Below are 24,253 nucleotides of genomic sequence, written 5' to 3' on the forward strand. Positions count from 1 at the left end.
GACGTCCACCGTGACGTTGATGGAGGTCCCACAGGAGTTGCCATGGCTGCAGAAGCGATAGTCACCGCCCATTTGGGCGCCGCAGGTTTTACCACGCCACTCTCGGACGGCAAGCACGAGTGGCTGGCCGACGAGCCCGCGACGCTCGGCGGCGGCGACCTCGGCCCTGCCCCGGCGGCGTTGCTGCTCTCCAGTCTCGGTGCCTGCACCTCGATCACGTTGCAGATGTATGCGCGACGCAAGGAATGGCCGCTCAAGGAAGTGAAGGTGACGCTCGCGATGAATCCGGACGGAAAACCGCCCGCCGGGACTACGCAGATCACACGCAAGATCGAACTGGCCGGCGATTTGTCCCAGGAACAACGTCAGCGCCTCTTGGAAATTGCGAATGCATGCCCAATTCACAAGGTGTTATCGGGCACCATTGCCATCGACAGCACGTTGGCCGAGTAATATCCGGCGCGACGCCGGCATGCGGTGACTGCCTACGCGCCAGCCCCGACCGAAGGAGAGACTTTCTTGCAGTACGAACACCTGATCGAGGTCAACGACCTCCTGAATCCGCTGGCCTTTGCGCTGACGCGCGATCAACTGTGGCGCGGCCTCGTGCTGCGCGCAGAGCAGCCGGAAACTTTCGTGCTCGGACTCGATACGTGCATCGTGCACGAACGCACCGACGACTCGCTCACGCGCGAGTTGCGTTTCGGTGAGGCCGTGGTGCACGACCGGGTCGTCTTCGAGGCCGGGCAGTCGGTTCGCTACGAGACGGCTGCCACCGATCAACACGCAGGCGGCACCCTCACGATGCGTATCGAAGAGCCAACGCCGACGCACTACTTTGTGCGCTTCACCTACAGCACCACGCTGCAGGAAGACGCGGCCACGGCCGACACACGCTACAGCGAGTTCGTGAAGTCCGCCTATCGCGAGGCCGACATCGACACCGTCGCGCAAATCCGGGCGCTTGCCGAGCAAGGGGTACTGGGCTAAACCACCGTCAAGCTGTGCCTTGCCGGACGTGGCCTGCCGCCGTCCGGCAATCGCTCGATTAGTCATGATCTATTCGAAAAGATCAGAGATAGTAAAATTCAAATGTAAATAGTAATGATTCTCATTTAATATTCATCTCACAGTCAGCCACACGGATGAGCGAGATGACCGCAAGCCACACCCCAGCCCGCCAGACCCCGCCCGCCACGGCGCCGCGCCGTACCTTGTCGGCGTCGCGCGTGCAAGCCGCCAGCCCGACGGCGGCGAAACCGGCCAGCCACGCGACGGGGCGCGCGCTCACCAGCGATCACCTGCTGCAAGGCACGCAATGCGTGAACATCCTGCACAACGGACAGACGTATCAGTTGCGCGCCACGCGATATGGCAAGTTGATCCTGACCAAGTAAGCCGTTGAATCGATCAAGAATTCTGGCGGTGGCACGACCACGACCGTGCCCCCTCCTTTACCGAGTTTTGTGGGGACCACCTCGCCTAAGAGGTGTTTGGCAGTAGCCAGCGAATGCAACGCAATCCCATGTAGTTACGGCAAGCCCCTCTCTACCCGCGTTGCACGCCAGCCAAGCCACTTTTTTTGTCCACCCACTCGTGTTTCATTGGTGTTCTCCTCCTGGCCCAGCCCCTGCCAAGCCTCAGGCGGCGGCCATCCGGCCTGACAAGCCGTTGACCCGTCCACAAGGACGGGTTTTTCTTTGGGACCGTCAAAAAAAAAGCATCGCCGACGCTCGTCGGCGATACCTCTTCTCTTTCCGGCACCGGGGGCGAGCCCCCGGACGCGCATCGGTACCAGGTGTTTGTGCGCTCTTGCTTATGCGGCGCCCTTCAAGGTCGCGATTCCGGCCCGCGCAATCTGGGCATCCTGCGCCGACTTGACGCCCGACACACCCACGGCCCCGATCACGTTGCCGTCCACGACGATGGGCACGCCACCTTCGAGCATCGCGGTGTTCGGCGCGCTCAGGAACGCAAAGCGGCCGCCATTGATCATTTCTTCGAACGCGCCGCTCTCGCGACGGCCGACCGCCGAGGTCTGCGCCTTGCCCAGCGACATCATGGCGGTGCTGGGAGCCGCGCCGTCCATACGATGCAGCGACAGGGCATGACCGCCGTCGTCGACAATCGTGATGCACACGTTCCAGCCATTCGCGGTGGCTTCGGCCACGGCGGCGGCGTTGATTTTCTGCACGTCTTCAACGCCCAGGACAGCTTTCGTCTTCATACGTCTCTCTCGTTTGAGGTTGGCAATTCAAGGAGTCCGCGCCGATGCGCGGCTCCGGTTCGTTCATCGTCCTGCCCGAGACGCCAGTGCCGCGTGGCCTCTCGATGCAGATGGACGGCTCAATGTCCCACTGCCAGGGCCATCCATTCGCGCAGCGCCTGATGCGTAGTACGCAAGCCGCCAACGGTAGGCCACCAGCCCGGCATGACATCCGATTCGAACGCGTTCGCGTTGCAGCACGGTGCGGGTACCACCGTAAGACCGGCACGTTCGAACTGATCGCGGGCGCGGCGCATATGCCAGGCACTCGTGACCAGATAGACGCGCGACACGCCGGCGTTCGCCAACATACGCGCGCTGAAGGTGGCGTTTTGCGCCGTATTCAACGATTGTCCTTCGATCCAGCGCACCGGGACACCGAATTCGTCGGTGGCGACTTGCGCCATCATGCGCGCCTCGACCACTTCACCGGTCGGACTGCCTCCCGAGACGAGCACCGGTAATTGCGTGCGACGCGCGAGCAGCACTCCGTAACGCACGCGAGCCAGTGTCGCGTCGTTCACATCGGCACCGCTTTCGCGCCCAAATTCAGGCGCGTGCCGGGTCGCGCCGCCACCGAGGATCACCACCGCCTGAGGCAGCGTCGCCGCCGCCGAGGGCAACTGACGCGCGGCGTCGAGCGGCGGGAGCTCAAGCACAGCCCCGACTTCCAGCGGATCGGCCAGTTGTCGGCCGAACCAAGGCATCGCCTGCACCCAGAGCGCCAATGCGGCGGCGACCGCCAGCGTTTTGCCGACGCGCGGGCAGCGCCGCCAAACGACGAAAGCGGCGACCGCAAGCACCAGGACGTTGACTGGCGGCAGAAACAGGTTGACGAGAAGGTTGCGGGCAAGCCAATCGAAGGGCATCCGGCCAGTGTACTGGACTGCACCGCAGAGTGCACCCGTTGTCTATGACATTTCACCCCCGATAGGGGGGGCAGTCCGTATCGCGTGAGACACGTCGGACCGGCCGCATGGGCGGTGGCGGACGCAACGCCACGAAAGACGCCCGCGCGAGCGCACGGGCGTATGGCGCGGCTGCGGCAGCGACAGCCGCGACTCAGGCGAGCAAACTACGCAGCATCCACGCGTTCTTCTCGTGCAGTTGCATGCGTTGCGTGAGCAGGTCGGCGGTCGGTTCGTCCGACGCGGCGTCGACAGTCGGGAAAATGCCACGCGCGGTGCGTGTCACCGCCTCCTGCCCGTCGACCAATTGGCGAATCATCTCTTCGGCCGCCGGGACTCCGTCGGCTTCGGGAATCGATGACAGCTTCGCGAACTCCTTGTAGGTCCCCGGTGCCGGGTATCCGAGCGCACGAATACGCTCGGCAATCTGGTCGACCGCCAGCGCGAGTTCGTTGTACTGACCTTCGAACATCAGGTGCAGCGTGTTGAACATCGGACCGGTCACGTTCCAATGGAAGTTGTGTGTCTTCAGGTAAAGGGTGTAGGTGTCGGCCAGCAGATGGCTCAATCCATCGACGATACGCTTTCGATCCTTTTCGCTGATGCCGATGTTCACGCTAGCCACATTGTTCTTCTTTGCCATGGTCTGACTCCGTTGTTGATGGCGTCCCCTTCGTGCGGCAGGGACACACTGCAATGAAAATGCCGACGGCGCCCAACGCACCCTGGCTTCCGTCGGCATCGATCCAGTCTATCGGGATCGTGTGACGATACCCGGCACACCTGGGTGTGATACCGCCCTCTCGTCGATGTTCCTCGCGAGGGATCTCCGTACTTTCCTCAAGACTTGCGGGTCACCATTCCGGTTACACTGCGCGCATGTCCGCCGACCCCGCAGATTCCGCCAACCGCCTGTCGATGCCCGACCGCCCTGCCGCGCACGGTGCATTGAACCCCGCCACGCCCCTCTCGCAGACGCCGCTGCCACGCCAACTCCTGGTGACGCCCGACATCGTGTCGCGTTCGCAGATCGCCGGGTTCGCGTCGCAACTCGCGCAAGCGCTCGCCCGCGGCATCCGTCTTGTCCAGCTTCGCAATCGTTCGCTCGATGCCGACGGCTACCGGGCCCTGGCGGAGAGCGCCCTGGCCTTGACGCACGCGGCTGGCGCGCAGCTCATCCTCAACCCGCCGCACGACGTCGCGGATCTCTGGCTCGACGCCCCGAACGGCATGCATGCGAGCACCGTTCCGCAGGCCGACGGCTGGCATCTGACGAGCGCGCGACTCATGGGCTGTCAGCGTCGCCCTGTCGGCTGGCGGCTCGTGAGCGCGGCCTGTCATGACGCCGCGCAGGTCGAACGCGCCACCCGCCTGGGCCTCGACTTCATCACGCTTTCGCCGGTGCTCGCCACCGCGACCCATCCGGATGCCAAGCCACTCGGCTGGCCGGCGTTCACCGCGCTCGCCACGCAGACGTCGCTGCCGGTGTTTGCCCTTGGCGGCATGCGGGCCGACGTCTTGACGAGCGCGCGCAACGCCGGGGCTTACGGCATTGCGGCGATACGTGCCCTCTGGCCGTAGTCGAACCCCAAGTGGCACCTCGCGCCCCTCGAAGCCACTGTCATGTCAGATTAATTATTTTTATTGAAACGGTCGAATCAATCGTTTTTATATACTTAATAGCCAAAAGCAATACGCCGCAGCACAACGCTGCGGCGTATGACGTTTTCGACGATAACGGGCCGGGCGTGACCCCGTGTGTCAGTTCGACGTCGCCGGCAAATCGAGCGGAATCACGCCCGGCAGACGGCATCGGGCGACGGCTTGCGCCACCGCGTCGATCGCCGGCAGCCGCGTGAAGCTCTTGCGCCACGCCAGTACGACGCGGCGGTCGGGCACTGGCGCCGAGAATGGCACATAGCGCAGCAGACTATCCGGCGCCAGTGTTTCGGGCACCGACGTCTTCGGCAGCACGGTGATGCCTACGCCGCTCGCGACCATATGGCGAATCGTCTCGAGCGAGGACCCCTCAAATGTCTTCTGGATACCGTCGGCATTCTGCGAGAAGCGCATCAGCTCCGGACACACGCCCAGGACGTGATCGCGGAAACAATGCCCACTGCCCAGCAACAGCATCGTCTCCTGCTTGAGATCGCCCGCGTCGATGTGCGCGCGCTCAGCCCAGGGGTGCGAGCGCGGCAGCGCCACGACGAAAGGCTCGTCATAGAGCGGCCGCACCATCAGGCCGCTCTCCGGGAACGGCAGCGCCATCACCGCCGCATCGATTTCGCCCTGCTTGAGCAGTTCGATGAGCTTGAGCGTGTAGTTCTCCTGCAGCATGAGCGGCATCTGCGGCGTCGTCTCGATCATCTGCTTGACCAGGGACGGCAGAAGATACGGCCCGATCGTGTAGATGACGCCAAGGCGCAGCGGCCCGGCAAGCGGATCGCGTCCCTGCTTGGCGATTTCCTTGATCGCGATCGTCTGCTCGAGCACACGCTGCGCCTGCGCAACGATCTGCTCGCCAAGCGGCGTCACGCTCACTTCCGCGGCGCCACGCTCGAAAATCTGTACGTTCAGCTCGTCTTCGAGCTTCTTGATGGCCACCGAGAGCGTCGGCTGGCTGACGAAACACGCTTCCGCCGCGCGACCGAAATGGCGTTCGCGCGCCACCGCCACGATGTACTTGAGTTCCGTGAGGGTCATGTCGTCTTAACCTGTGTAAATTAATCGAGTTACCGCAATCGATAGATTTTGTTTTTTATAGCACAATCGAGCGGCAATTGCCCGTTTTCGGTCGACGTCCGCGCTGATGCCTGCATTGATGTCCTGCCGCCCGAGCGTCATGCCGACACCGGGGTCATGCCTTCAGATAGTCTTCCCGCGCGCCGAGCCAGCGCTCCAGGTGCGCAGCCACGGCACCGGGATGCGACGCGAGCAACGCATCGGCCACTTCCTGCGCGCCGGGGATCAACCAGGCGTCCTCGTTCAGGTCGACGAAGCGCAACATCGCCGCGCCCGACTGCCGCGCGCCGAGAAACTCGCCCGGGCCGCGAATTTCGAGATCGCGTCGCGCGATGACGAATCCGTCGGTGGTCTCGCGCATCGTCTGCAAACGCGCCTTCGCGCCCATCGATAACGGCGACGCGTACATCAGCAGGCACACGGATTCTGCCGAGCCGCGTCCGACACGTCCGCGCAGCTGGTGAAGTTGCGCGAGCCCGAAGCGCTCGGCGTGCTCGATCACCATCAGCGAGGCATTGGGCACGTCCACACCCACTTCGATGACCGTGGTCGCCACCAGCAGATGGGTGTCGCCGCGCGTGAAGTCGTCCATCACAGCCGCCTTCTCCGCCGGTGAGAGCCGCCCGTGCACAAGGCCCACGCGCAGTTCGGGCAGCGCCGCAACCAATTGCGCGTGCGTATCGACGGCCGTCTGCAGTTGCAGCGCCTCGCTTTCCTCGATCAGCGGGCATACCCAATACACCTGACGGCCGGCCAGCGCCGCCGCCCGAACGCGCTCGACCACTTCCGGACGCCGCGTGTCACTGATCAGCTTGGTCACGACGGGACTGCGGCCCGGCGGCAACTCGTCGATCACGGAAACATCCAGATCGGCGTAATACGTCATGGCGAGCGTACGCGGGATGGGCGTCGCGCTCATCATCAACTGATGCGGCATGGCATTGCCGCCCATGCCGGCCGCTTGCATCTTGCTGCGCAGCGCCAGACGCTGCGCCACGCCGAACCGATGTTGCTCGTCGACCACCGCCATGCCCAGCCGGGCGAACGTGACGGTATCCTGAATGATGGCGTGCGTACCGATAACGAGCTGCGCGGCGCCGCTCGCCACGCGCGCGAGGGCCTCGCGCTTTTCCTTCGCCTTCATGCTGCCCGCCAACCACGCGAGCTCGACGCCCAAGGGAGCGAGCCAGCCCGAAAGTTTGCGCAGATGCTGCTCCGCGAGAATCTCGGTCGGCGCCATGATCGCCGCCTGATACCCAGCGTCGATGGCCTGTGCGGCGGCCAGCGCCGCAATGATCGTCTTGCCGCTCCCCACGTCCCCCTGCAGCAGGCGCTGCATCGGATGGGGTTCCGCCAGATCGGCGCGGATCTCGGCCCACACGCGCTGCTGGGCGCCGGTCAGACGGAACGGCAGCGCCGCCTCGAAGCGCTCCAGCAAGCCCCCCGGCACCCGCGCGCCGAGCGCCGGGGCCGCGAGCCGTCGACGCGCCGCCTGCGCCCGTTTGAGCGACAGTTGCTGTGCAAGCAATTCCTCGCACTTGATGCGTAGCCACGCCGGATGGGAGCGCTCGACAAGCGCCGTCTCCGACACATTGGGCGGAGGCGCGTGCAGCAAGTGCACGGCGTCGGCCAACGCCGGCAGAGGATGGTCGGGGCCCAAGACGCGCTGTAGCAGTCCTGGCGGCAGCAACTCGGGCAGCGGCGTGCGCTCCATCGCGTTGTGGATGGCTTTGCGCAGATAGGCTTGCGACAAGCCCGCGGCACTCGGGTACACCGGCGTAAGGGACTCCGGCAACGGCGCCGCGGCGTCCTGCACCACGCGATATGCGGGGTGCACCATCTCCAAACCGAAGAAGCCGCCACGCACTTCGCCGCGCACGCGCACACGCGTGCCGACGGCGAGCTGTTTCTGCTGGCTACCGTAGAAATTCAGAAAACGCAGCACGAGTTCGTGACCGTCGTCCGCAATGCGTACGACCCATTGACGGCGCGGCCGATAGGCCACATCGCTCGACGTGACGACGCCTTCCACCTGCGCCAATTCGCTCGGCAGCACATCGCCGATCTTGCGCAGCGTGGTTTCGTCCTCGTAACGCATCGGCAGATGCAGAATCAGGTCGATGTCGCGCTTCAGACCGAGCTTGACGAGCTTATCGGCCGTGCCGGAGCCAGCCGTCTTGCGCGCAGCGCTCTTCGCATTTTTCGAAGACTTGGCCGACTTGGCGGGCGCCGTCTCGTCAGCGCCGGTTGGCGCCGTAGCCGGCAAGGCCGGGCGCCGCGCACGTTTGGCCGCGGGGCGTGGCGCGACGTCGACCTGCGCGCTGGCGGCATCGGCAAGATCCACGAGGTCGGCAGGGGCGTCGTCAGGCGCGGTGGCGGGCATTCTGCGTTCGGTCATGCAGTCGCGAGTCGGGAGCGTTCGGCCACGAGGCGCACACCATGCCGGCAGGCCTTCGGACGAACCAAGTAAAATGTCGGTTGCTACGCATTGTAAACGCTGATGTATACCCTTTCCGATTTCGATTTCGACCTGCCGCCCGAACTGATCGCGCAGACGGCGCTCACCGAGCGCACCGCCAGCCGCCTGCTGGAGGTCGATGGCAGCGTCACGCCGCCCCATCTGTACGACCGGCGCTTCGCCGATCTGCCCAGCCTGCTCGCCCCCGGCGACCTGCTTGTGTTCAACGATACCCGCGTCATCAAGGCGCGCCTGTTCGGCCAGAAGGCGAGCGGCGGCAAGATCGAAGTGCTTGTCGAGCGCGTGATCGACAACCGCACCGTGCTTGCGCAGATCCGCGCAAGCAAGAGTCCAGCGCCGGGCACCGTCCTCCACCTGGCCGATGCATTCGATGTGACCGTCGGCGAGCGCGTCGAACCGTTCTACACGCTGCACTTCCCGGACGACTGCTATACGCTGCTGGAGACCTACGGCCGTCTGCCGCTGCCACCGTATATCGCGCATGACGCCGACGCCGCCGACGAAACACGCTACCAGACCGTCTATGCCCGCAACCCGGGCGCGGTGGCTGCGCCGACCGCCGGGCTGCACTTCGACGACACCCTCTTCGCCCGACTCGACGCCTTGGGTGTGCACCGCGCCACGCTCACGCTGCACGTGGGCGCCGGCACGTTCCAGCCGGTGCGCGTGGAGAACATCGGCGAGCACAAAATGCACTCGGAGTGGTACGAGATCACGCCGTCGCTGGTCGATGCCGTCGCCGCCACGCGCGCGCGCGGCGGCCGCGTGGTGGCGGTCGGCACGACGTCGATGCGCGCCCTGGAGTCCGCCGCACAAGCCACGCTAGCCGCGGGCGGCACGCCGGGCACGCTGCGCGCCGGCAGTGCCGAGACAGACATCTTCATCACGCCAGGCTATCGTTTCCAGTTGGTCGACCGGCTCATTACCAACTTCCACTTGCCCAAATCGACGCTGCTCATGCTGGTGTCGGCGTTCTCGGGGATGGCGACGATTCGCGCGGCCTACCAGCACGCCATCGAGCAGCGCTACCGCTTCTTCAGCTACGGCGACGCGATGATCCTCTCGCGCGTGGCGCCGCACGACGCGCCGAAAGCCGCCGCCTGACCCCGGCCACCTGACGCAGCGCGGCCGTGCGGTCGACGGCCGTGCGACCCGGTACAATATCGCCTTGGCCGCGCATGGGGCGCTGGCCGCTTTTTTTGACGTCCCGCGCGGGCGCCGGCTTGTGTTGCCGGTGGTGCCGGGGCGCACGACACATGCTCAAGTTCGAACTCATCACCACCGACGGGCAAGCCCGCCGGGGGCGCGTCACGCTCAACCATGGCGTCGTCGAGACGCCCATCTTCATGCCCGTCGGCACCTACGGCTCGGTCAAGGCGATGTCGCCGGCCGAACTGGTCGAGAACAACGCCCAGATCATCCTCGGCAATACCTTCCACCTCTGGCTGCGCCCCGGGCTGGAGACCATTGCGGCCCATGGCGGACTGCACCGCTTCATGGGCTGGGATCGTCCGATTCTCACGGATTCCGGCGGTTTTCAGGTGTTCAGCCTCGGCGAACTGCGCAAGATCAGCGAAGAAGGCGTGAAGTTCGCGTCCCCCGTGAATGGCGACCGCCTCTTCCTTTCGCCCGAAATCTCGATGCAGATCCAGCACGTGCTCAATTCGGACATCGTCATGCAGTTCGACGAATGCACGCCGTACGAGATCGACGGTCGCCCGGCCACGGAAGTCGAGGCCGGCCAGTCGATGCGCATGTCGATGCGCTGGGCCAAGCGCTCCATCGACGAATTCAACCGTCTCGAGAACCCGAATGCGCTGTTCGGGATCGTGCAGGGCGGGATGTATGAACATTTGCGCGATGAGTCGCTCGCCGGGTTGTCGGCACTGGACTTCCACGGCTATGCGATTGGCGGATTGTCGGTCGGCGAGCCGAAGGAAGACATGATGCGTGTGCTCGAGCACGTGGCCCCGCGGTTGCCGGCGAACAAACCGCATTACCTGATGGGGGTCGGCACGCCGGAGGACCTCGTGGCCGGCGTGGCGGCGGGCATCGACATGTTCGACTGCGTGATGCCCACGCGCAATGCCCGCAATGGCTGGCTCTTCACGCGATTCGGCGATCTGAAGATCCGCAACGCGTCGCACAAGACCGATACGCGTCCCCTGGACGAAACTTGCGGCTGTTACGCCTGTCGAAACTTTTCGCGCGCCTACCTGCACCATTTGCAGCGAGCCGGGGAGATTCTGGGCGCGCGACTCAACACCATCCACAACCTGCATTACTATCTCACGCTGATGCAGGAAATCCGGGATGCCATCGAAGCCCACCGTTTCGACGCGTTTACGGTCCAGTTCCGGGCCGATCGCGCGCGCGGCGTGCATTGACGGCCAGCGCGCACAAGCGGGCACCGAAACCCGGGGATCGGGGTTGGGCAGTGGTAAAATGCCGGGCTTGGATCCTGCATCCTCGCACCGAAACACACGCCGCGCGTGTCCGGAGTCCCGGCCACACGCGGCTTTTACACGTCTTACATAAGGAGAACCGAACGTGCTGATTTCCGAAGCTTTCGCTCAGACGGCAGGCGCCGCGAGCCCGACCAGCAACCTGATGAGCTTCCTGCCGCTCGTGCTGATGTTCGTGGTGCTCTACTTCATCATGATCCGTCCGCAAATGAAGCGCCAGAAAGAAACGCGCAACATGCTGTCGGCCCTCGCCAAGGGCGACGAAGTCGTGACCTCGGGCGGCATGGCCGGTCGTATCTCGAAGGTGGGCGAGACTTTCGTGACCGTGGAGATCGCCGAGAACGTCGAGATCAATGTGCAAAAGGGCGCTATCACCACCCTGCTGCCGAAGGGCACCCTCAAGGCGCTCTGAGCCTTCGCGCCACCGCACTGCGGCCGCCCTACCGGCGGCCGCAGTGCATGGCAAGCTGGTCTGAAGCACGGTTTGCCACAAGGCATCACCCTAGCCCGCTGCTATGAATCGCTATCCTCTCTGGAAGTACATCGTCATTCTGGTGGCCCTTGCCATCGGCGTGCTCTATACGCTGCCAAACCTGTTCGGTGAAACGCCGGCAGTACAGATTTCCAGCGTCAAGGCGACCGTCAAGGTCGATCCCTCGACGCTCGCACGCGCCGAAGACGCACTCAAGGCGCAGAACATCGCCTACCAAGGCGCCGTGTTCGACAGCACGAGCAACAACCCGAGCGTGCGCATTCGCTTCGCCGACACCGACACGCAGTTGCGCGCCAAGGACTTGCTCCAGACGGCGCTGAACAACGACCCGACGGATCCGACCTACGTCGTCGCGCTCAACCTGCTCTCGGCCTCGCCGGAATGGCTCACCCGAGTCCACGCGCTGCCGATGTATCTCGGCCTCGACCTGCGCGGCGGGGTGCACTTCCTGCTGCAAGTCGACATGGCCGGCGCCATCACCAAGCGCCTGGACGCGAGCGCCGCCGATGCCCGCACGCTGCTGCGCGACAAGAACATCCGCCACAGCGGTGTGACGCGCACGGACAGCGGTATCGAAGCCGTCTTCAGCGACCAGAACGACGCCGAGCGCGCGCGTGGTGCCCTCACCGACGGTCTGCCCGATCTGTCCTACACCACGCAAGCCGGCCCGAACGGGACGTTCAAGGTCGTGGGCGCGTTCACGGATGCGGCCCGTCGCGCGGTACAGGACAACGCAGTCAAGCAGAACATCGTCACGCTGCATAACCGGGTCAACGAACTCGGTGTGGCCGAGCCGGTGATCCAGCAGGAAGGCCCGGATCGGATCGTCGTGCAGTTGCCCGGCGTGCAGGACACCGCCAAGGCGAAGGACATCATCGGCCGCACGGCAACGCTCGAAGCGCGCCTGGCCGATCCGGACGCGCCGCGCCTCATCACGGCCAACACGCCGGTGCCGCCGCAGGACGAACTGTTCCTGCACGGCAACGGCGCGCCGGTGATGCTCAAGCGTCAAGTGATCTTCAGCGGCGATCGCATCACCAGCGCCTCGGCGGGCTTCGACGATCACCAGCAGCCGTCGGTCAGCATCAAGCTCGACGCCGCCGGCGGCCGTGTGCTGCGCGACGTGTCGCGCGACAACATCGGCAAGCCGATGGGCATCGTGCTGTTCGAGAAGGGCAAGGGCGAAGTGCTGACGGTGGCGAATATCCGCAGCGAACTGGGCCAGAGCTTCCAGATCACCGGCATGGGCTCGGCGCAGGCCGCCAATGACCTGGCACTGCTGCTGCGTGCCGGTTCGCTGGCCGCCCCGATGGAGATCATCGAAGAACGCACGATCGGCCCGAGCCTCGGTGCCGACAACGTGCAAAAGGGTGTCGACTCGGTGATGTACGGCCTGGCCGCCATCACGTTGTTCATGATGGCGTACTACATGCTGTTCGGCGTGTTCTCGGTGATCGCCCTGCTGTTCAACCTGTTGCTGCTGGTGGCCGTGCTCTCGATGATGCAAGCCACGCTCACGCTGCCCGGGATTGCGGCTATCGCGCTCACGCTCGGTATGGCCATTGACGCCAACGTGCTGATCAACGAACGCATTCGCGAAGAACTGCGTGCCGGTGCGTCGGCACAGAAGGCCATTTCGCTGGGCTTCGAGCACGCCTGGGCAACGATCCTGGATTCGAACGTGACGACGCTCATTGCCGGTCTGGCGCTGCTGGCGTTCGGTTCGGGCCCGGTGCGTGCATTCGCCGTGGTGCACTGCCTGGGTATCCTGACCTCGATGTTCTCGGCCGTGTTCTTCTCGCGCGGCCTGGCCAACCTGTGGTACGGCGGCCGTCGCAAGCTCAAGACGCTGGCGATCGGTCAGGTCTGGCGCCCGGACGGTGCGAAAACCGCACCCGACGCAGGCGAGCAATAACCGCAGGCGCGAGAGGAAACAGTCATGGAATTTTTCCGCATCAAGAAAGACGTGCCGTTCATGCGGCACGCCCTGATTTTCAACATCATCTCGGCGCTCACGTTCGTGGCGGCAGTGTTCTTCCTGCTCACGCGGGGCCTGCACATGTCGATCGAGTTCACCGGCGGTACGGTCATGGAAGTGGCCTACACGCAGGCGGCCGATCTCGAGAAGATCCGGGGCGAAGTCGGCAAGCTCGGCTATCGCGACGTGCAGGTGCAGAGCTTCGGCACCTCGCGCGACGTGATGATCCGACTGCCGATTCAGAACGGATCTGACGGCAAGCAGGTCACCAGCGCACAGCAAAGCGACGCCGTGATGTCCGCCCTGAAGGCAGACGCCCCCAACGTGCAGTTGCGTCGCGTGGAATTCGTCGGTCCGCAGATCGGCCACGAGCTGTTCACGGATGGCCTGCTGGCGCTGACCTTCGTGGTCATCGGCATCATCATCTACCTGTCGTTCCGCTTCGAATGGAAGTTCGCCGTGGCCGGCGTGATCGCCAACCTGCACGACGTGGTGATCATCCTGGGCTTCTTCGCCTACTTCCAGTGGGAGTTCTCGCTGGCGGTGCTGGCCGGGGTGCTGGCGGTGCTCGGCTACTCGGTAAACGAATCGGTCGTGATCTTCGACCGGATTCGCGAGACCTTCCGCAAGATGCGCAAGGCAACGGTGCGCGAAGTCATCGACCACGCCATCACGACAACCATGTCGCGTACGATCATCACGCACGCGAGCACGGAAATGATGGTGCTGTCGATGTTCTTCTTCGGTGGGCAGACGCTGCACTACTTCGCCCTCGCCCTGACCGTCGGTATTCTGTTCGGTATCTACTCGTCGGTGTTCGTCGCCGCCGCCATCGCGATGTGGCTCGGCGTGAAGCGCGAAGACCTCATCAAGCACAGCAACAAGGACGGTGAAGAAGGCGTCGATCGCAACGATCCGAACTTCGGCGCACGGGTCTGACCGGCTCGCAGCGCATCGTCAGGAAGACCGCCGGCATGTCCGGCGGTTTTTTTTCGTGCGCTCGTCGCGCACGGGCGTCACCATGCAAAACGGGCCGCAGAAGCGGCCCGTCTCGTTGAAGCGGTGGAAGCGTTCTGGGCGTGCTCAGACCCGCTTGGCGAGCGATTCGGCGATACCGACGTAGTTCGCGGGCGTCATTTGCAGCAGACGGGCCTTCGCGTCGTCGGGGATGGCCAGTTGCTTGATGAAGTCCTGCAGCGCTTCGCGCGTGATGCCCTTGCCGCGCGTCAGCTCCTTGAGCTGCTCGTACGGATTGGGCACCCCGAAGCGGCGCATCACGGTCTGCACCGGCTCGGCCAGTACCTCCCACGTGTTGTCGAGGTCTTCGTTCAAACGCTGCGGATTGACTTCGAGCTTGTCCAGGCCACGCTTGCATGAGTCGTACGCGAGCAGGCTGTAGCCGAAGGCCACGCCGATGTTGCGCAGCACGGTCGAGTCGGTCAGGTCACGCTGCCAACGCGAGACCGGCAGCTTGTCGGCCAGATGGCGCAGCACGGCGTTGGCCAGACCGAGGTTGCCCTCCGAATTCTCGAAATCGATCGGATTGACCTTGTGCGGCATGGTCGACGAACCGATCTCGCCGGCCTTCGTCTTCTGCTTGAAGTAACCGACCGAGATGTAGCCCCAGATGTCGCGGTTCAGATCGAGCAGGATGGTGTTGGCGCGCGCGACGGCGTCGAACAGCTCGGCCATGTAATCGTGCGGCTCGATCTGGATCGTGTACGGGTTGAACGTCAGGCCCAGGCGCTGCTCGATCACGGTCTTCGAGAAGGCTTCCCAGTCGTATTCCGGGTAGGCCGAGAGGTGGGCGTTGTAGTTACCGACCGCACCGTTCATCTTGGCGAGCAGCTCGACGCGGCGAACGCGCTCGAGCGCGCGGGCCAGGCGCACGGCCACGTTGGCCAGTTCCTTGCCGAGCGTGGTCGGCGACGCCGGCTGACCGTGCGTGCGCGAGAGCATCGGCTGCGCGGCATGCTCGCGGGCCAGTTCGCCGAGCTTGGCGACCAGCGATTCGAGCGCGGGCACGACGACCTTGTCGCGCGCGCCCTTGATCATCAGACCGTGCGAGGTGTTGTTGATGTCCTCCGACGTGCAGGCGAAGTGGATGAATTCGCTCGCCTTTTCAAGTTCCGCCTGGCCCTGCACCTTCTCCTTGAGCCAGTACTCAACGGCCTTCACGTCGTGATTCGTGACCTTCTCGATGTCCTTGATGCGCTGCGCGTCGGCGTTCGAGAACTGGGTGGCCAGGTTCAGCAGGAACGTCTCCGCATCGGCCGAGAACGGGGCGATTTCCGCGAAACCGGCCTTTGACAGGGCGATCAGCCAGTGGATTTCGACCGTCACACGGTGGCGCATGAACGCCGCTTCGGACAGCCACGGACGCAGGGCGTCGGTCTTGCTGGCATAACGGCCGTCGAGCGGGGAAAGCGCGGTCAATGGGGAGAATTCGTCGGACATGGCACTGGGCACCGAAAAGGAAAATCGGGGGAGCCGGCGAGCCGCCAACTCGGAAAGGCCGATATTTTACCATTCTCGGCTTCGCCCATCCCGGCGCGGCACAACTTTGTCGCAATTCCGGTCGTCATCGCCCTGTGCCGCGGCGTTCGCAACACGCGCGCGCGACACCCCGGAGCGCACGTTATACTCTCCCCCGCACTACCGCGATTTATCAAGGATTCACATGAAGTTGATCGGTGCCCTCGCCAGTCCCTACGTTCGCAAAGTCCGCATTGTGCTGGCTGAGAAGAAGCTCGACTACAAGCTCGAGCTGGAGAACGTGTGGGCAGACGACACCCGTATCCAGCAGTCCAATCCGCTGGGCAAAGTGCCGTGTCTGGTCATGGAAGACGGCGAAGCCGTGTTCGACTCGCGGGTGATCTGCGAGTACCTCGACACGCTCTCCCCGGTGGGCAAGCTCATTCCGCCTTCGGGCCGCGAACGCGCCGAAGTCCGTTGCTGGGAAGCGCTCGCCGACGGCCTGACGGACGCCGCCGTGCAGATTCGTGTCGAGGCGATGTTTCACGACGAAGCCTCGCGCTCGCAGGCGCTCATCGACCGTCAGCGCAGCAAGATCGACGAAGGGCTGCGCGCGATGGCACGCGGACTCGACGTACGCCCGTGGTGCGCGAGCAACCGCCTGACGCTGGCCGACGTGGCCGTCGTCTGCGCGCTCGGATATCTCGATTTCCGGTTTCCGGAGATCGCCTGGCGCGACACGCATCCCAACCTTGCAGATCACTTCGCACGCATGTTCGCGCGCCCGTCGGTCGCCGACACCGTCCCCACGCTCTAGCCTGGTCCACCGACCGCGCTCCGGTCGTCGCGCCCATGCGAGGGCATGACGACCGCCGGCCGGTCGCGTCCGTGATCGCCGGCGGCTTCCGCCGACGGGCTGCGCGTCAGCAGCGCCCCCACCCCCCGCAGCAACCGCCAGGCGCGCGCCGTCGCGGCGCCGTCCGAGCCGACATCACCGCGTTCCGAGGCACGCGTTGCCCCGGCGGGTGCGTTGGTATTGGCCTTCGTGTCCGCAAGAACGGCGGCTGGCTGCACGGGCTTCATCGGCCGCACGGGCCGCGTGGTCTGCAAAGGCGGCTTGGGCACGACGGGCTCCGGACTCGCGTCGCGTAAGCGCGCGTATCCGGCCATCACCTTGCGCACGTAATTCTGCGTCTCCGGGAACGGTGGAATCTGACGCCCGTAACGCAGCACGGCGCCCTCCCCCGCGTTGTAGGCCGCCAGGGCAAGCGTCAGGTCGCCGTCGAAGCGCGACAGCAACCAACGGACGTAGGACGCCCCGGCGCGCACATTCTCGGCCGGGTCTTCGAGGCGCCGCACGCCGAAGCGCTCGCCGGTACGCGGCAGCACCTGCATCAACCCGATCGCGCCCCGCACGGACACCGCCTGCGGGTCATACCCCGACTCGGTGTCGATAATGGCGTGCAGCAGCGCCGCGTCGACCGATGCCACCTGCGCCGCGCGGCGCACCAGCGCGTCGAACGGCAGCGCGGGCTCGGCAGACATCGGCGCCGCCGTGTCGCGGCGGGCGGCGAGCGCAGGCGTTTGCGCCGGTCGCACCAACGGTTCTGGCATGGCGCGCGGCACGGGCACCACGAGCTGCGCGTCGGCCACTCGCGGGTGACGCGGCAGCAATCCCCGTTCCGTCGCCCATGCGGGCGTCGACGGCCCCATCACGCTCATCACGCTCAACACACTCCCCGCGAGCCGTGTGCGCCACCGGCGCAAATCCCGAATCCGGCGCCCACTCATACGCCGTCTCCCGAAGCCGTGCGCGCGGGCATGTCCGGCGTCTCGCTTGCGCTGGAGCCGCCCTGCAGCGTCACATCGGCGTGCGGCGTGGCCTTCGCCGCTTGCACCTCATAGGGTAGATCGAGCGCGAGCCGCAGAATCGCGGCCACCGCGTCGAACAGATCGGGGGGAATCGGCGCATCGATCTCGACGTCGTCCATCAGACGGCGCGCCACCGGCACATGTTCGACCACCGGCACGCCTTCGCGCTCGGCGAGGCGGACAATGGTTCGCGCGCGCGCATTGCGGCCCTTCTCGATAACGAGCGGCACGGGCGTCTCACCGGGCACGTAGCGCAGGCAAACGGCGAGGCGCGTCGGGTTGCGCACCACCGCCGTCGAGCGCTTCACGTTGTCCGACAGGCTGCCACTCTCGATCGTCTCCCGGTGAATGTCGCGCCGCTTGTTCTTGATCTCCCGGTTGCCCTCGACCTCCTTGGATTCCCGCTTGATCTCGTCGTGGGACATCATCAATTGCTTGCGCAGTTGATACTTCTGATATGCGAAGTCGAGCCCGCCAAACACCACGTAGGCGACGACCAGCACCGACATCAGCCAGAACAGCAACCGGGCCGTGAGGGCAAGACCGCAGGACGGCCCGCACTGCGGCAGCGCAGCGAGCGAGGGCGTGTACTGCCGGATGAGATAGAAAAAGACGACGGCCAGCACGGCCACCTTGACGAGTGACTTGCCGAACTCGAAGAGCGATTGCATCGAAAACAGCTGCTTGGCCTTGGCGATGGGATCGATGCGCTCGTACTTGGGACGAACGCTCTCGGGGGCCACGAGCATGCCCACCTGCAGCACCATCGCGAGCCATGTGGTCGTGATCAACAGCACGGCGAGACCGCCGGCGAAGCGCACGAAAAGCAGCAGCGACGGACCGAGCATGCCGCGCACGGCCTCGTCCACCGGCTCGTTGAGCCCCCCCAACATGCGCGATACGAGGGCTTGCAGCGCGTCGTAAAGCGCCGGACCTTCGAACATCAGCCACGCCAGCACCACACCGAGTTGCATGCACACGGCAAGGTCGGCGCTCTTCGCGACGCGCCCCTTCTTGCGCTCGTCCTCGATCTTCTTGGGTGTCGGCGGCTGGCTCTTTTCGCTCATGTCGGCCTCACGATGCGGGCAGCGCCAGCGCGGCCCAGGCGCGAAACACATCAGGCAGGCGATACCAGCCCTGCAGCGGCACGGCAATGGCGAACGGCAGACTGGCCACCGTCACGAGCAGCGCCATCGCGCTTTTCACGGGCATGGCGAGAAAGAACACATTGAGCTGTTGCGCGGCCCGGTTGACGAAGCCCATCGACATATCGACGAGCACCATCACCACCATCGCGGGCAGCGCCACCGCCACGCACATCACCTGCATCGCTTGCCAGAGCGCGAGCAGCCAGGCCACGCTGTCGTCATGCCATTGCCACGGCTGCCCGACCGGCAGCGCGGCGTAGGAGTCATAGAGCGCGGTGAGCAGGGCCTGCGCCGCCGGGGTGACAAAGAACAGCACGCAGAGCATCTGCGTGAGCGCGATGCCGAAGACTGACGACTGGGCCCCCATCAGCGGATTGAGCACGCTCGCCATGGACGCGCCGCGCATGGTGTCGATCACGTAGCCCGTCATGTCGACAGCCCAGAACGGCAGCGCGGCGGCGAACCCCAGCAGGCCGCCGATGCACAATTCGCGCAGGATCAGCATGCCCCACGCGCCCCAGTGCGACGGCATGTCCGGGCTCGCGTGCACGAGCGACACGACCGGCAACGCGAGCGCCAGCACCAGCGCATTGCGCAGCATGCCGGCACCGAGCATGCCGACAGAGAACACCGGCAGCAGCATCGCGATGCCCAGCGGGCGCAGCATTGCCACGCCCCACGCCACCCACCAGCCGTACAGGTCGGCCCACAGCGGCGAGAGCAAGGTGTCGACGTCGGGCGCCATGCCCGGCACGAAGGAAGACGTCATGCCGCTCACCGCATTCGACTGATCTGCTCGAACGCGTTACCCGCGTAATGCAGCAGCACGTGGCCCATCCACGCGTAGGTGGCGGCCAGCGTGACCGACACCGCGATGAGTTTGATGAGGAACTGCACGGTCTGGTCCTGCACCTGAGTGAGCGCCTGCACCAGCGAGACCAGCACGCCCACCACCGCCGCCACGACCACGGTGGGCAACGACATCAGCAGCGTGAGCCAGAGCATCTCGCTCGTGAGATTAACGACGATGGCTTCGCTCATTGACGCGCTCCGTGCCCCATCATGCGTAGGAGAGCATCAACTGGCGAACCAACTGCTCCCAGCCGTTCATCATCACGAAGATCAGCAGCTTGAACGGCAGTGCGATGGTCATTGGCGAGACCATCATCATGCCCATCGCCAGCAGAATGTTGGAGATCACCAGATCGATCACGACAAACGGCAGGTACAGCAGCAGCCCGATCTTGAACGCTTCGGCCAGTTGGCTCAGCGCGAACGCCGGCATCAGCACGAGCAGGGAGTCGCTCCCCAGGCGGTCGCGATGCGCCTGCGGCCAGGTTTCGCGACCGACGCTGGCGAAGAAGTCGCGTTGCCTCGCATCGGTGTGGCGGGTGAGAAACGCACGGTACGGCGACAGGACACTCGCATCGACATCGGCCACGAAATGCTTGGACGACAACGACACTGGACGCGCCTCGAGATTGGCCTCGATGTCGAAGGCCACCGGCGCCATGATGAAGCACGTGAGCACGAGCGATAAGCCGTAGATGGCGATATTGGGTGGAATCTGCTGCGTGCCAAGCGCATTGCGCAATAGGGCAAACACAACCGCGAGCTTCAGAAACGCAGTTCCCAGCACCACCAGCAACGGCATGATCGAGAGCAGCGACAGCAAGACGATGAGCTGCACCGGGTGGTCGAGCAGGGACATGCGAACTCCAATGAGCGTCGTTGGCTGCCGGGCTTGGCGTCTGGTCAGCGCCGACAAGGCAGAACGGAACCGTGCGACGTGCCCAACGCCAAACGCCACCGAGTGATGCCGTCGGAAGCGTTCTCCGCGCACACGGTCGGCGTGGCGCCATGCAAGCGACGCGCGCAAGCCGCAGCCTTTGGTCGAAGGATGTTAGGTCGTCTCCGGATGCACGCCCATCCGGTCACGACCCGAAATATCGCTGGGAAAATCGTCGCAAGCGGGCGTGCCATGTTCGCTTGGCGAGACCTCGATCGCGTGGCTCGCGGCGGGCGCGCCGATCATGCCGTCGATGCACACTGCGAGTCGGCCGTCTTCGAAACGCAGCAAACGCCCGGTGGCCCACGGTGAGTCGTCGCGCAGGAGCGTGACTCGATCGGCAGGCAGCGCACAAGCGGCCGCCTCGCATTGGAACGTCGCATCGCTGCCGGTACGCCAGGCGGTCAGCAACGGAATGGGAAATTGCCTCTCGGCGACGAGGGCAGACAATCGCACGATGGCCGCGTCCGGGTGTGATGCGGCGCCTGTCGACAAGGTGCCGCCGGGAGGGCCGGCGTCAGTGCCATCGAATGGGATGACGCGATGATCCAGTGGCATGCCGTCACGCATGGCAATGGCGTGATCGCCGTCCAGCAGCCAATACTCACCGCTCGCGATGTCCGCCGCCACGTCAAGGAGCACGGCATCTCCCACCTGGAGCCGCTCGCACTGCGCGCGCGGCAACGTCGCCCATCCGGCCGCCAGCGCACATCGCCGCGTCGGCAATCCCGACGGGTCGAGCGCGGTGTCGCCGGGCGTCGCCTGCCGGCAGCGCTCACGCAACCACGCCGTTGCACCATCGAGATACATCAGCGCCAACCGACGCCCCGCTCGGTGCAACACCATACCCACGCGCCACGCCGTCTCCACCTGCGCGGGCGCGAGGGTTGTCGCACGCGGCCATGATGCGGTATCGCAGGCGCCTTCGGCGGCACCGGCCACGACTGACCCGCTACCCCGTTCCGCCACATCCCCCACATCCTGCGCGTCGGCCACGGCTTCGGGCGACGTGTCAGCGCGCGCGCTGCCCACCGCCAGCGTGAGCGACGCCGCGCTCGCCTGCCATGCGGGCGGCAGCGCGTCCCACGACGACACCGGCAAGCTCGGCGCGAGCCAGTCACACCACTGCTGTGCATCGCACCAGAAGCGCGTGTGGCCAACGACACCTTCGTCGACGCTGGCGGTCACGATGAGACCGTCGCCACCCGCGCGAAGCCAGCCAACGCTGACTTGTGTATCACCCTCGGCAAGACGCACGCAGGAGACGCCCGCGAGTACGTCGTCCAACGGCCCCGACGGCGCGGTCGGGATCCCGACGTCCGGCTCAAGGGGCATAACGCGCCTCGACTTCGATCGTGACGGGCACTCTCAGCCGCGACGTCAGCGCGCGCTCAAGCCGGCCTCGATGCGCGAGCAAGCGCCGGTACATCGTGAGCTGCGCGCAGAGCAGACTCACCGTGACGCCCTGCCGCCCACGCCGCGCCTCGACGACCAACGTATCGAGTGCGCCGCCATGGACCAAGACCCGCAACGAACTGCCGCCCTCCCAGTTGGCGTCCTGGCGCGCGTACCAGATGCGCAGCCAGCGCAGCACGTCGGCGGGTCCGGAAACACACGCAGCCGGCTCGCATGCCAGGGTGAACGTCCGCTCGTGACGGTCGTCGTTTCGCCCGGCACCGGGCGTCGCCGTGTCACGCTGCGGGGAGGACGATCGGTCGCCCAGGCTGACGAACGCATCGGCTGACAGGCCACTTCGGTGAAGGGTACGCATCGTGAAGTCCTCTTGATGGCAAACGTGGTGAGCGCGTTTCGTTCTGCGTGGGTGCGCAATCCCCTCGATGCCGGACAATGGAACGGGACGATTCCCATGTCCCGTGGCCCATTCACCGGCGGTAAAACGTCAGCAACTCCCGCAGCTTCTCCTGCTTGCGTGCATTCGCCTGCAGACGTTCGTGCTGCTGGTGCACTTCGTCGGCGGCCTGCTTCGCGTGCGCGAGTGCGGCGCTGTGCCGGGTCCTGGCCTCGCCAAGTGCCGCGCGCTGCGCTTCCACCACATTCGGCGCGCTCGCGGCCTCGCGCCGCCCGTAGACGCCGCCGCACGATAGGGCGTCCTGCCACACGCGGCGCTGCGCCTCGCACGCGCGCTCGCATGCCGTGACCGCCTCGTTCGCCTCGCGCGCCGCAGCCGTCATGCGAACCAGTGCGGCGCGCAGGCTGGCATCGCGGCGTCGGGCGAGGTCGGCCAGCGCGGCGAGGCCTTCGCCATGCTTCAGTTCGCCAGATGTTCGAGCCATGCGCGTGTGTCGTCGAATGGCGCCACGTCATGCTGGGCCTGACAAAGAAAGGCGCGGATGTCCGGGGCGCGGGCGAGCGCGTCGTCCGTCTCGGGATCGTTGCCCGGCTGATACTCCCCGACGCGCACCAGCAACTCGACCTCCGCCGCCAGCGCCATCGCGCGCCTGACGCGGGCCGCCGCGTCGACATGCGGTGCATCGGTTACCGCCGCCATCACCCGAGAGAGGCTTTTCGCGACGTCGATGGCGGGATAGTGATTTGCCTGCGCAAGACGCCGCGACAGCACGATGTGACCGTCGACGATCGAGCGCACCTCGTCGGCCAGCGGCTCATCCAGGTTGTCGCCTTCGACGAGCACCGTGTAGAACGCGGTAATGCTGCCGCGCGTGCCGGTCCCCGCACGCTCCAGCAACCGCGGCAGACGCGCATAGAAACTCGGCGGCAAACCGCTCGTCGCCCCGAGCGGCTCGCCCGCCGCCATTCCGATATCGCGCACGGCGCGTCCGAAGCGCGTCAGTGAATCCATGAGCAACAACACGTCCTTGCCGTCGTCGCGAAACGCCTCGGCGATGGCCGTTGCGGTGTAGGCGGCCTTCATCCGTTCGAGCGCGGGTCGATCGGACGTCGCCACGACACACACGGTCCGTGCGCGCGCCTCGGGGGTGAGGGCTGTCTCGAGAAACTCGCGCACCTCGCGCCCGCGCTCGCCGATCAGGGCGACGACGATGACGTCGGCTTGCGCGCCGTGGCACATCATCGCCAGCAGCGTGCTCTTGCCGCCCCCCGCCGCGGCGAAGATGCCCAATCGCTGGCCGCGCCCGCAGGTGAGCATGCCGTCGATGGCGCGAATGCCGATGGGCAGGCACGTGGACACGAGCGCGCGCGTCATCGCAGGCGGCGGCTCGGCGTCCAGCGAACGCCACGCAATGCCGGACGTCACGCCCTCGTCGCTGGCGGCCGTGGGGGCCAACGGCCGTCCCAGCCCATCGAGCACCTCGCCGATCAGGTGACCGCCCACGGCCACGCGCGACGACGTTCCCAGCGCTTGCACCAGCGCACCATTGGCCACGCCGGTCGGCTCGGCATACGGCGCTAGCCACACGTGCCGCCCCTCGATCGCGATGACCTCAGCGTCAAGCGGCGGGAAGACCACGCGACATTGCTCGCCAAGTGCCGCGCCCGGCAAGCGGGCACGCATCGCATTCGGGGTGATCTGGTCGATATGCCCAAAGCGCACTTCACCGCCGGACGTTGCGCGCCACTCGTCACATGCCTTGCGCCGCGCGTCGAGCGTTCGGCGAAGCCCGTTGGCGATGCGCGCGGCGTCCGGGCGACGCATC

25 protein-coding genes are annotated in these 24,253 nt (G+C 65.5%); 10 read left to right on the top strand and 15 right to left on the bottom strand.

Annotated elements, in window-relative coordinates; genetic code table 11:
- The first annotated feature begins 42 nt into the window (after positions 1-42).
- The 3 genes from PTE31013_RS22440 (at position 43) to hemP (ending at position 1,397) form a co-directional block, all read left to right on the top strand.
- A complete protein-coding gene (locus PTE31013_RS22440) occupies positions 43-453 on the top strand; it encodes an OsmC family protein (protein ID WP_150614855.1) in 411 nt (136 codons plus the stop codon).
- Between the two features lie 66 nt (positions 454-519).
- Complete coding sequence (locus tag PTE31013_RS22445) at positions 520-990, top strand: SRPBCC family protein (RefSeq protein ID WP_150614856.1); 471 nt, start codon at positions 520-522, stop codon at positions 988-990.
- A 164-nt stretch (positions 991-1,154) separates the two neighbouring features.
- Positions 1,155-1,397 carry a hemin uptake protein HemP gene (gene hemP / locus PTE31013_RS22450; protein ID WP_343039561.1) on the top strand — a complete coding sequence of 81 codons (243 nt, stop codon included), beginning with the start codon at positions 1,155-1,157 and terminating at the stop codon, positions 1,395-1,397.
- A 419-nt stretch (positions 1,398-1,816) separates the two neighbouring features.
- Here hemP and PTE31013_RS22455 read toward each other — a convergent pair whose 3' ends face one another.
- From PTE31013_RS22455 to PTE31013_RS22465, 3 genes are all read right to left on the bottom strand, one after another.
- Positions 1,817-2,227 (bottom strand): GlcG/HbpS family heme-binding protein, encoded by a 411-nt coding sequence (locus tag PTE31013_RS22455; protein WP_150614858.1) that lies wholly within the window; start codon positions 2,225-2,227, stop codon positions 1,817-1,819.
- 119 nt (positions 2,228-2,346) lie between these two features.
- Positions 2,347-3,135 carry a YdcF family protein gene (locus PTE31013_RS22460; RefSeq protein ID WP_150614859.1) on the bottom strand — a complete coding sequence of 263 codons (789 nt, stop codon included), beginning with the start codon at positions 3,133-3,135 and terminating at the stop codon, positions 2,347-2,349.
- 193 nt (positions 3,136-3,328) lie between these two features.
- Positions 3,329-3,817 (bottom strand): Dps family protein, encoded by a 489-nt coding sequence (locus PTE31013_RS22465; protein ID WP_150614860.1) that lies wholly within the window; start codon positions 3,815-3,817, stop codon positions 3,329-3,331.
- Positions 3,818-4,053: 236 nt separating this feature from the next.
- On the opposite strand from PTE31013_RS22465, the gene PTE31013_RS22470 reads away from it, so the two are divergent.
- Entirely contained in the window at positions 4,054-4,755 is a 702-nt protein-coding gene (locus tag PTE31013_RS22470) for a thiamine phosphate synthase (RefSeq protein WP_425495588.1), read from the top strand.
- A 180-nt stretch (positions 4,756-4,935) separates the two neighbouring features.
- Here PTE31013_RS22470 and PTE31013_RS22475 read toward each other — a convergent pair whose 3' ends face one another.
- Positions 4,936-5,880 (bottom strand): LysR substrate-binding domain-containing protein, encoded by a 945-nt coding sequence (locus PTE31013_RS22475; RefSeq protein ID WP_150614861.1) that lies wholly within the window; start codon positions 5,878-5,880, stop codon positions 4,936-4,938.
- A 154-nt stretch (positions 5,881-6,034) separates the two neighbouring features.
- On the bottom strand, positions 6,035-8,317 hold the full coding sequence (gene recG, locus PTE31013_RS22480) for an ATP-dependent DNA helicase RecG (protein ID WP_150614862.1): 2,283 nt from the start codon (positions 8,315-8,317) through the stop codon (positions 6,035-6,037).
- A gap of 102 nt (positions 8,318-8,419) precedes the next feature.
- Between recG and queA the strand changes: the two genes are divergently transcribed.
- The 5 genes from queA to secF all read left to right on the top strand — a co-directional run bounded on the left by queA (position 8,420) and on the right by secF (position 14,273).
- Positions 8,420-9,502 carry a tRNA preQ1(34) S-adenosylmethionine ribosyltransferase-isomerase QueA gene (gene queA, locus PTE31013_RS22485; protein WP_150614863.1) on the top strand — a complete coding sequence of 361 codons (1,083 nt, stop codon included), beginning with the start codon at positions 8,420-8,422 and terminating at the stop codon, positions 9,500-9,502.
- A gap of 152 nt (positions 9,503-9,654) precedes the next feature.
- A complete protein-coding gene (tgt, locus tag PTE31013_RS22490; RefSeq protein WP_150614864.1) occupies positions 9,655-10,785 on the top strand; it encodes a tRNA guanosine(34) transglycosylase Tgt in 1,131 nt (376 codons plus the stop codon).
- Between the two features lie 223 nt (positions 10,786-11,008).
- Positions 11,009-11,275, top strand: coding sequence for a preprotein translocase subunit YajC (gene yajC / locus PTE31013_RS22495; RefSeq protein WP_246174841.1), 267 nt, complete (start codon positions 11,009-11,011; stop codon positions 11,273-11,275).
- 103 nt (positions 11,276-11,378) lie between these two features.
- Positions 11,379-13,271 carry a protein translocase subunit SecD gene (secD, locus tag PTE31013_RS22500; protein ID WP_150614866.1) on the top strand — a complete coding sequence of 631 codons (1,893 nt, stop codon included), beginning with the start codon at positions 11,379-11,381 and terminating at the stop codon, positions 13,269-13,271.
- A 24-nt stretch (positions 13,272-13,295) separates the two neighbouring features.
- Entirely contained in the window at positions 13,296-14,273 is a 978-nt protein-coding gene (gene secF, locus PTE31013_RS22505) for a protein translocase subunit SecF (RefSeq protein ID WP_150614867.1), read from the top strand.
- A 144-nt stretch (positions 14,274-14,417) separates the two neighbouring features.
- Here the strand turns inward: secF and purB are convergent, their stop codons facing one another.
- Positions 14,418-15,791: an adenylosuccinate lyase gene (purB, locus tag PTE31013_RS22510; protein WP_150614868.1), complete on the bottom strand. Its 1,374-nt coding sequence runs from the start codon at positions 15,789-15,791 to the stop codon at positions 14,418-14,420.
- 223 nt (positions 15,792-16,014) lie between these two features.
- Here purB and PTE31013_RS22515 point away from each other — a divergent pair, with 223 nt between their 5' ends.
- A complete protein-coding gene (locus PTE31013_RS22515; protein WP_150614869.1) occupies positions 16,015-16,626 on the top strand; it encodes a glutathione S-transferase family protein in 612 nt (203 codons plus the stop codon).
- Here PTE31013_RS22515 and PTE31013_RS22520 read toward each other — a convergent pair.
- From PTE31013_RS22520 to PTE31013_RS22560, 9 genes are all read right to left on the bottom strand, one after another.
- On the bottom strand, positions 16,623-17,600 hold the full coding sequence (locus tag PTE31013_RS22520; RefSeq protein WP_246174831.1) for a lytic transglycosylase domain-containing protein: 978 nt from the start codon (positions 17,598-17,600) through the stop codon (positions 16,623-16,625). The two genes, PTE31013_RS22515 and PTE31013_RS22520, sit on opposite strands and share 4 nt — an antisense overlap.
- Complete coding sequence (locus PTE31013_RS22525; protein WP_246174833.1) at positions 17,597-18,748, bottom strand: EscU/YscU/HrcU family type III secretion system export apparatus switch protein; 1,152 nt, start codon at positions 18,746-18,748, stop codon at positions 17,597-17,599. Before PTE31013_RS22525 ends, PTE31013_RS22520 begins: the two co-directional genes overlap by 4 nt.
- Positions 18,749-18,755: 7 nt before the next feature.
- Positions 18,756-19,598, bottom strand: coding sequence for a type III secretion system export apparatus subunit SctT (gene sctT / locus PTE31013_RS22530; RefSeq protein ID WP_150614870.1), 843 nt, complete (start codon positions 19,596-19,598; stop codon positions 18,756-18,758).
- A 5-nt stretch (positions 19,599-19,603) separates the two neighbouring features.
- Complete coding sequence (sctS, locus tag PTE31013_RS22535; RefSeq protein WP_150586623.1) at positions 19,604-19,870, bottom strand: type III secretion system export apparatus subunit SctS; 267 nt, start codon at positions 19,868-19,870, stop codon at positions 19,604-19,606.
- A 19-nt stretch (positions 19,871-19,889) separates the two neighbouring features.
- Positions 19,890-20,540: a type III secretion system export apparatus subunit SctR gene (gene sctR / locus PTE31013_RS22540; RefSeq protein ID WP_150614871.1), complete on the bottom strand. Its 651-nt coding sequence runs from the start codon at positions 20,538-20,540 to the stop codon at positions 19,890-19,892.
- Positions 20,541-20,732: 192 nt separating this feature from the next.
- Complete coding sequence (locus PTE31013_RS22545) at positions 20,733-21,953, bottom strand: hypothetical protein (protein ID WP_150614872.1); 1,221 nt, start codon at positions 21,951-21,953, stop codon at positions 20,733-20,735.
- Positions 21,943-22,389, bottom strand: a complete 447-nt coding sequence (locus PTE31013_RS22550; RefSeq protein WP_150614873.1) for a hypothetical protein — start codon at positions 22,387-22,389, stop codon at positions 21,943-21,945. Before PTE31013_RS22550 ends, PTE31013_RS22545 begins: the two co-directional genes overlap by 11 nt.
- Positions 22,390-22,501: 112 nt before the next feature.
- Positions 22,502-22,912, bottom strand: a complete 411-nt coding sequence (locus PTE31013_RS22555) for a hypothetical protein (RefSeq protein WP_150614874.1) — start codon at positions 22,910-22,912, stop codon at positions 22,502-22,504.
- Positions 22,888-24,252, bottom strand: coding sequence for a FliI/YscN family ATPase (locus tag PTE31013_RS22560; RefSeq protein ID WP_150614875.1), 1,365 nt, complete (start codon positions 24,250-24,252; stop codon positions 22,888-22,890). The genes PTE31013_RS22555 and PTE31013_RS22560 overlap by 25 nt, the downstream gene beginning before the upstream one ends.
- Position 24,253 lies beyond the last annotated feature (1 nt).

It is taken from the genome of Pandoraea terrigena, from assembly GCF_902459705.1.
Lineage (GTDB): Bacteria > Pseudomonadota > Gammaproteobacteria > Burkholderiales > Burkholderiaceae > Pandoraea > Pandoraea terrigena.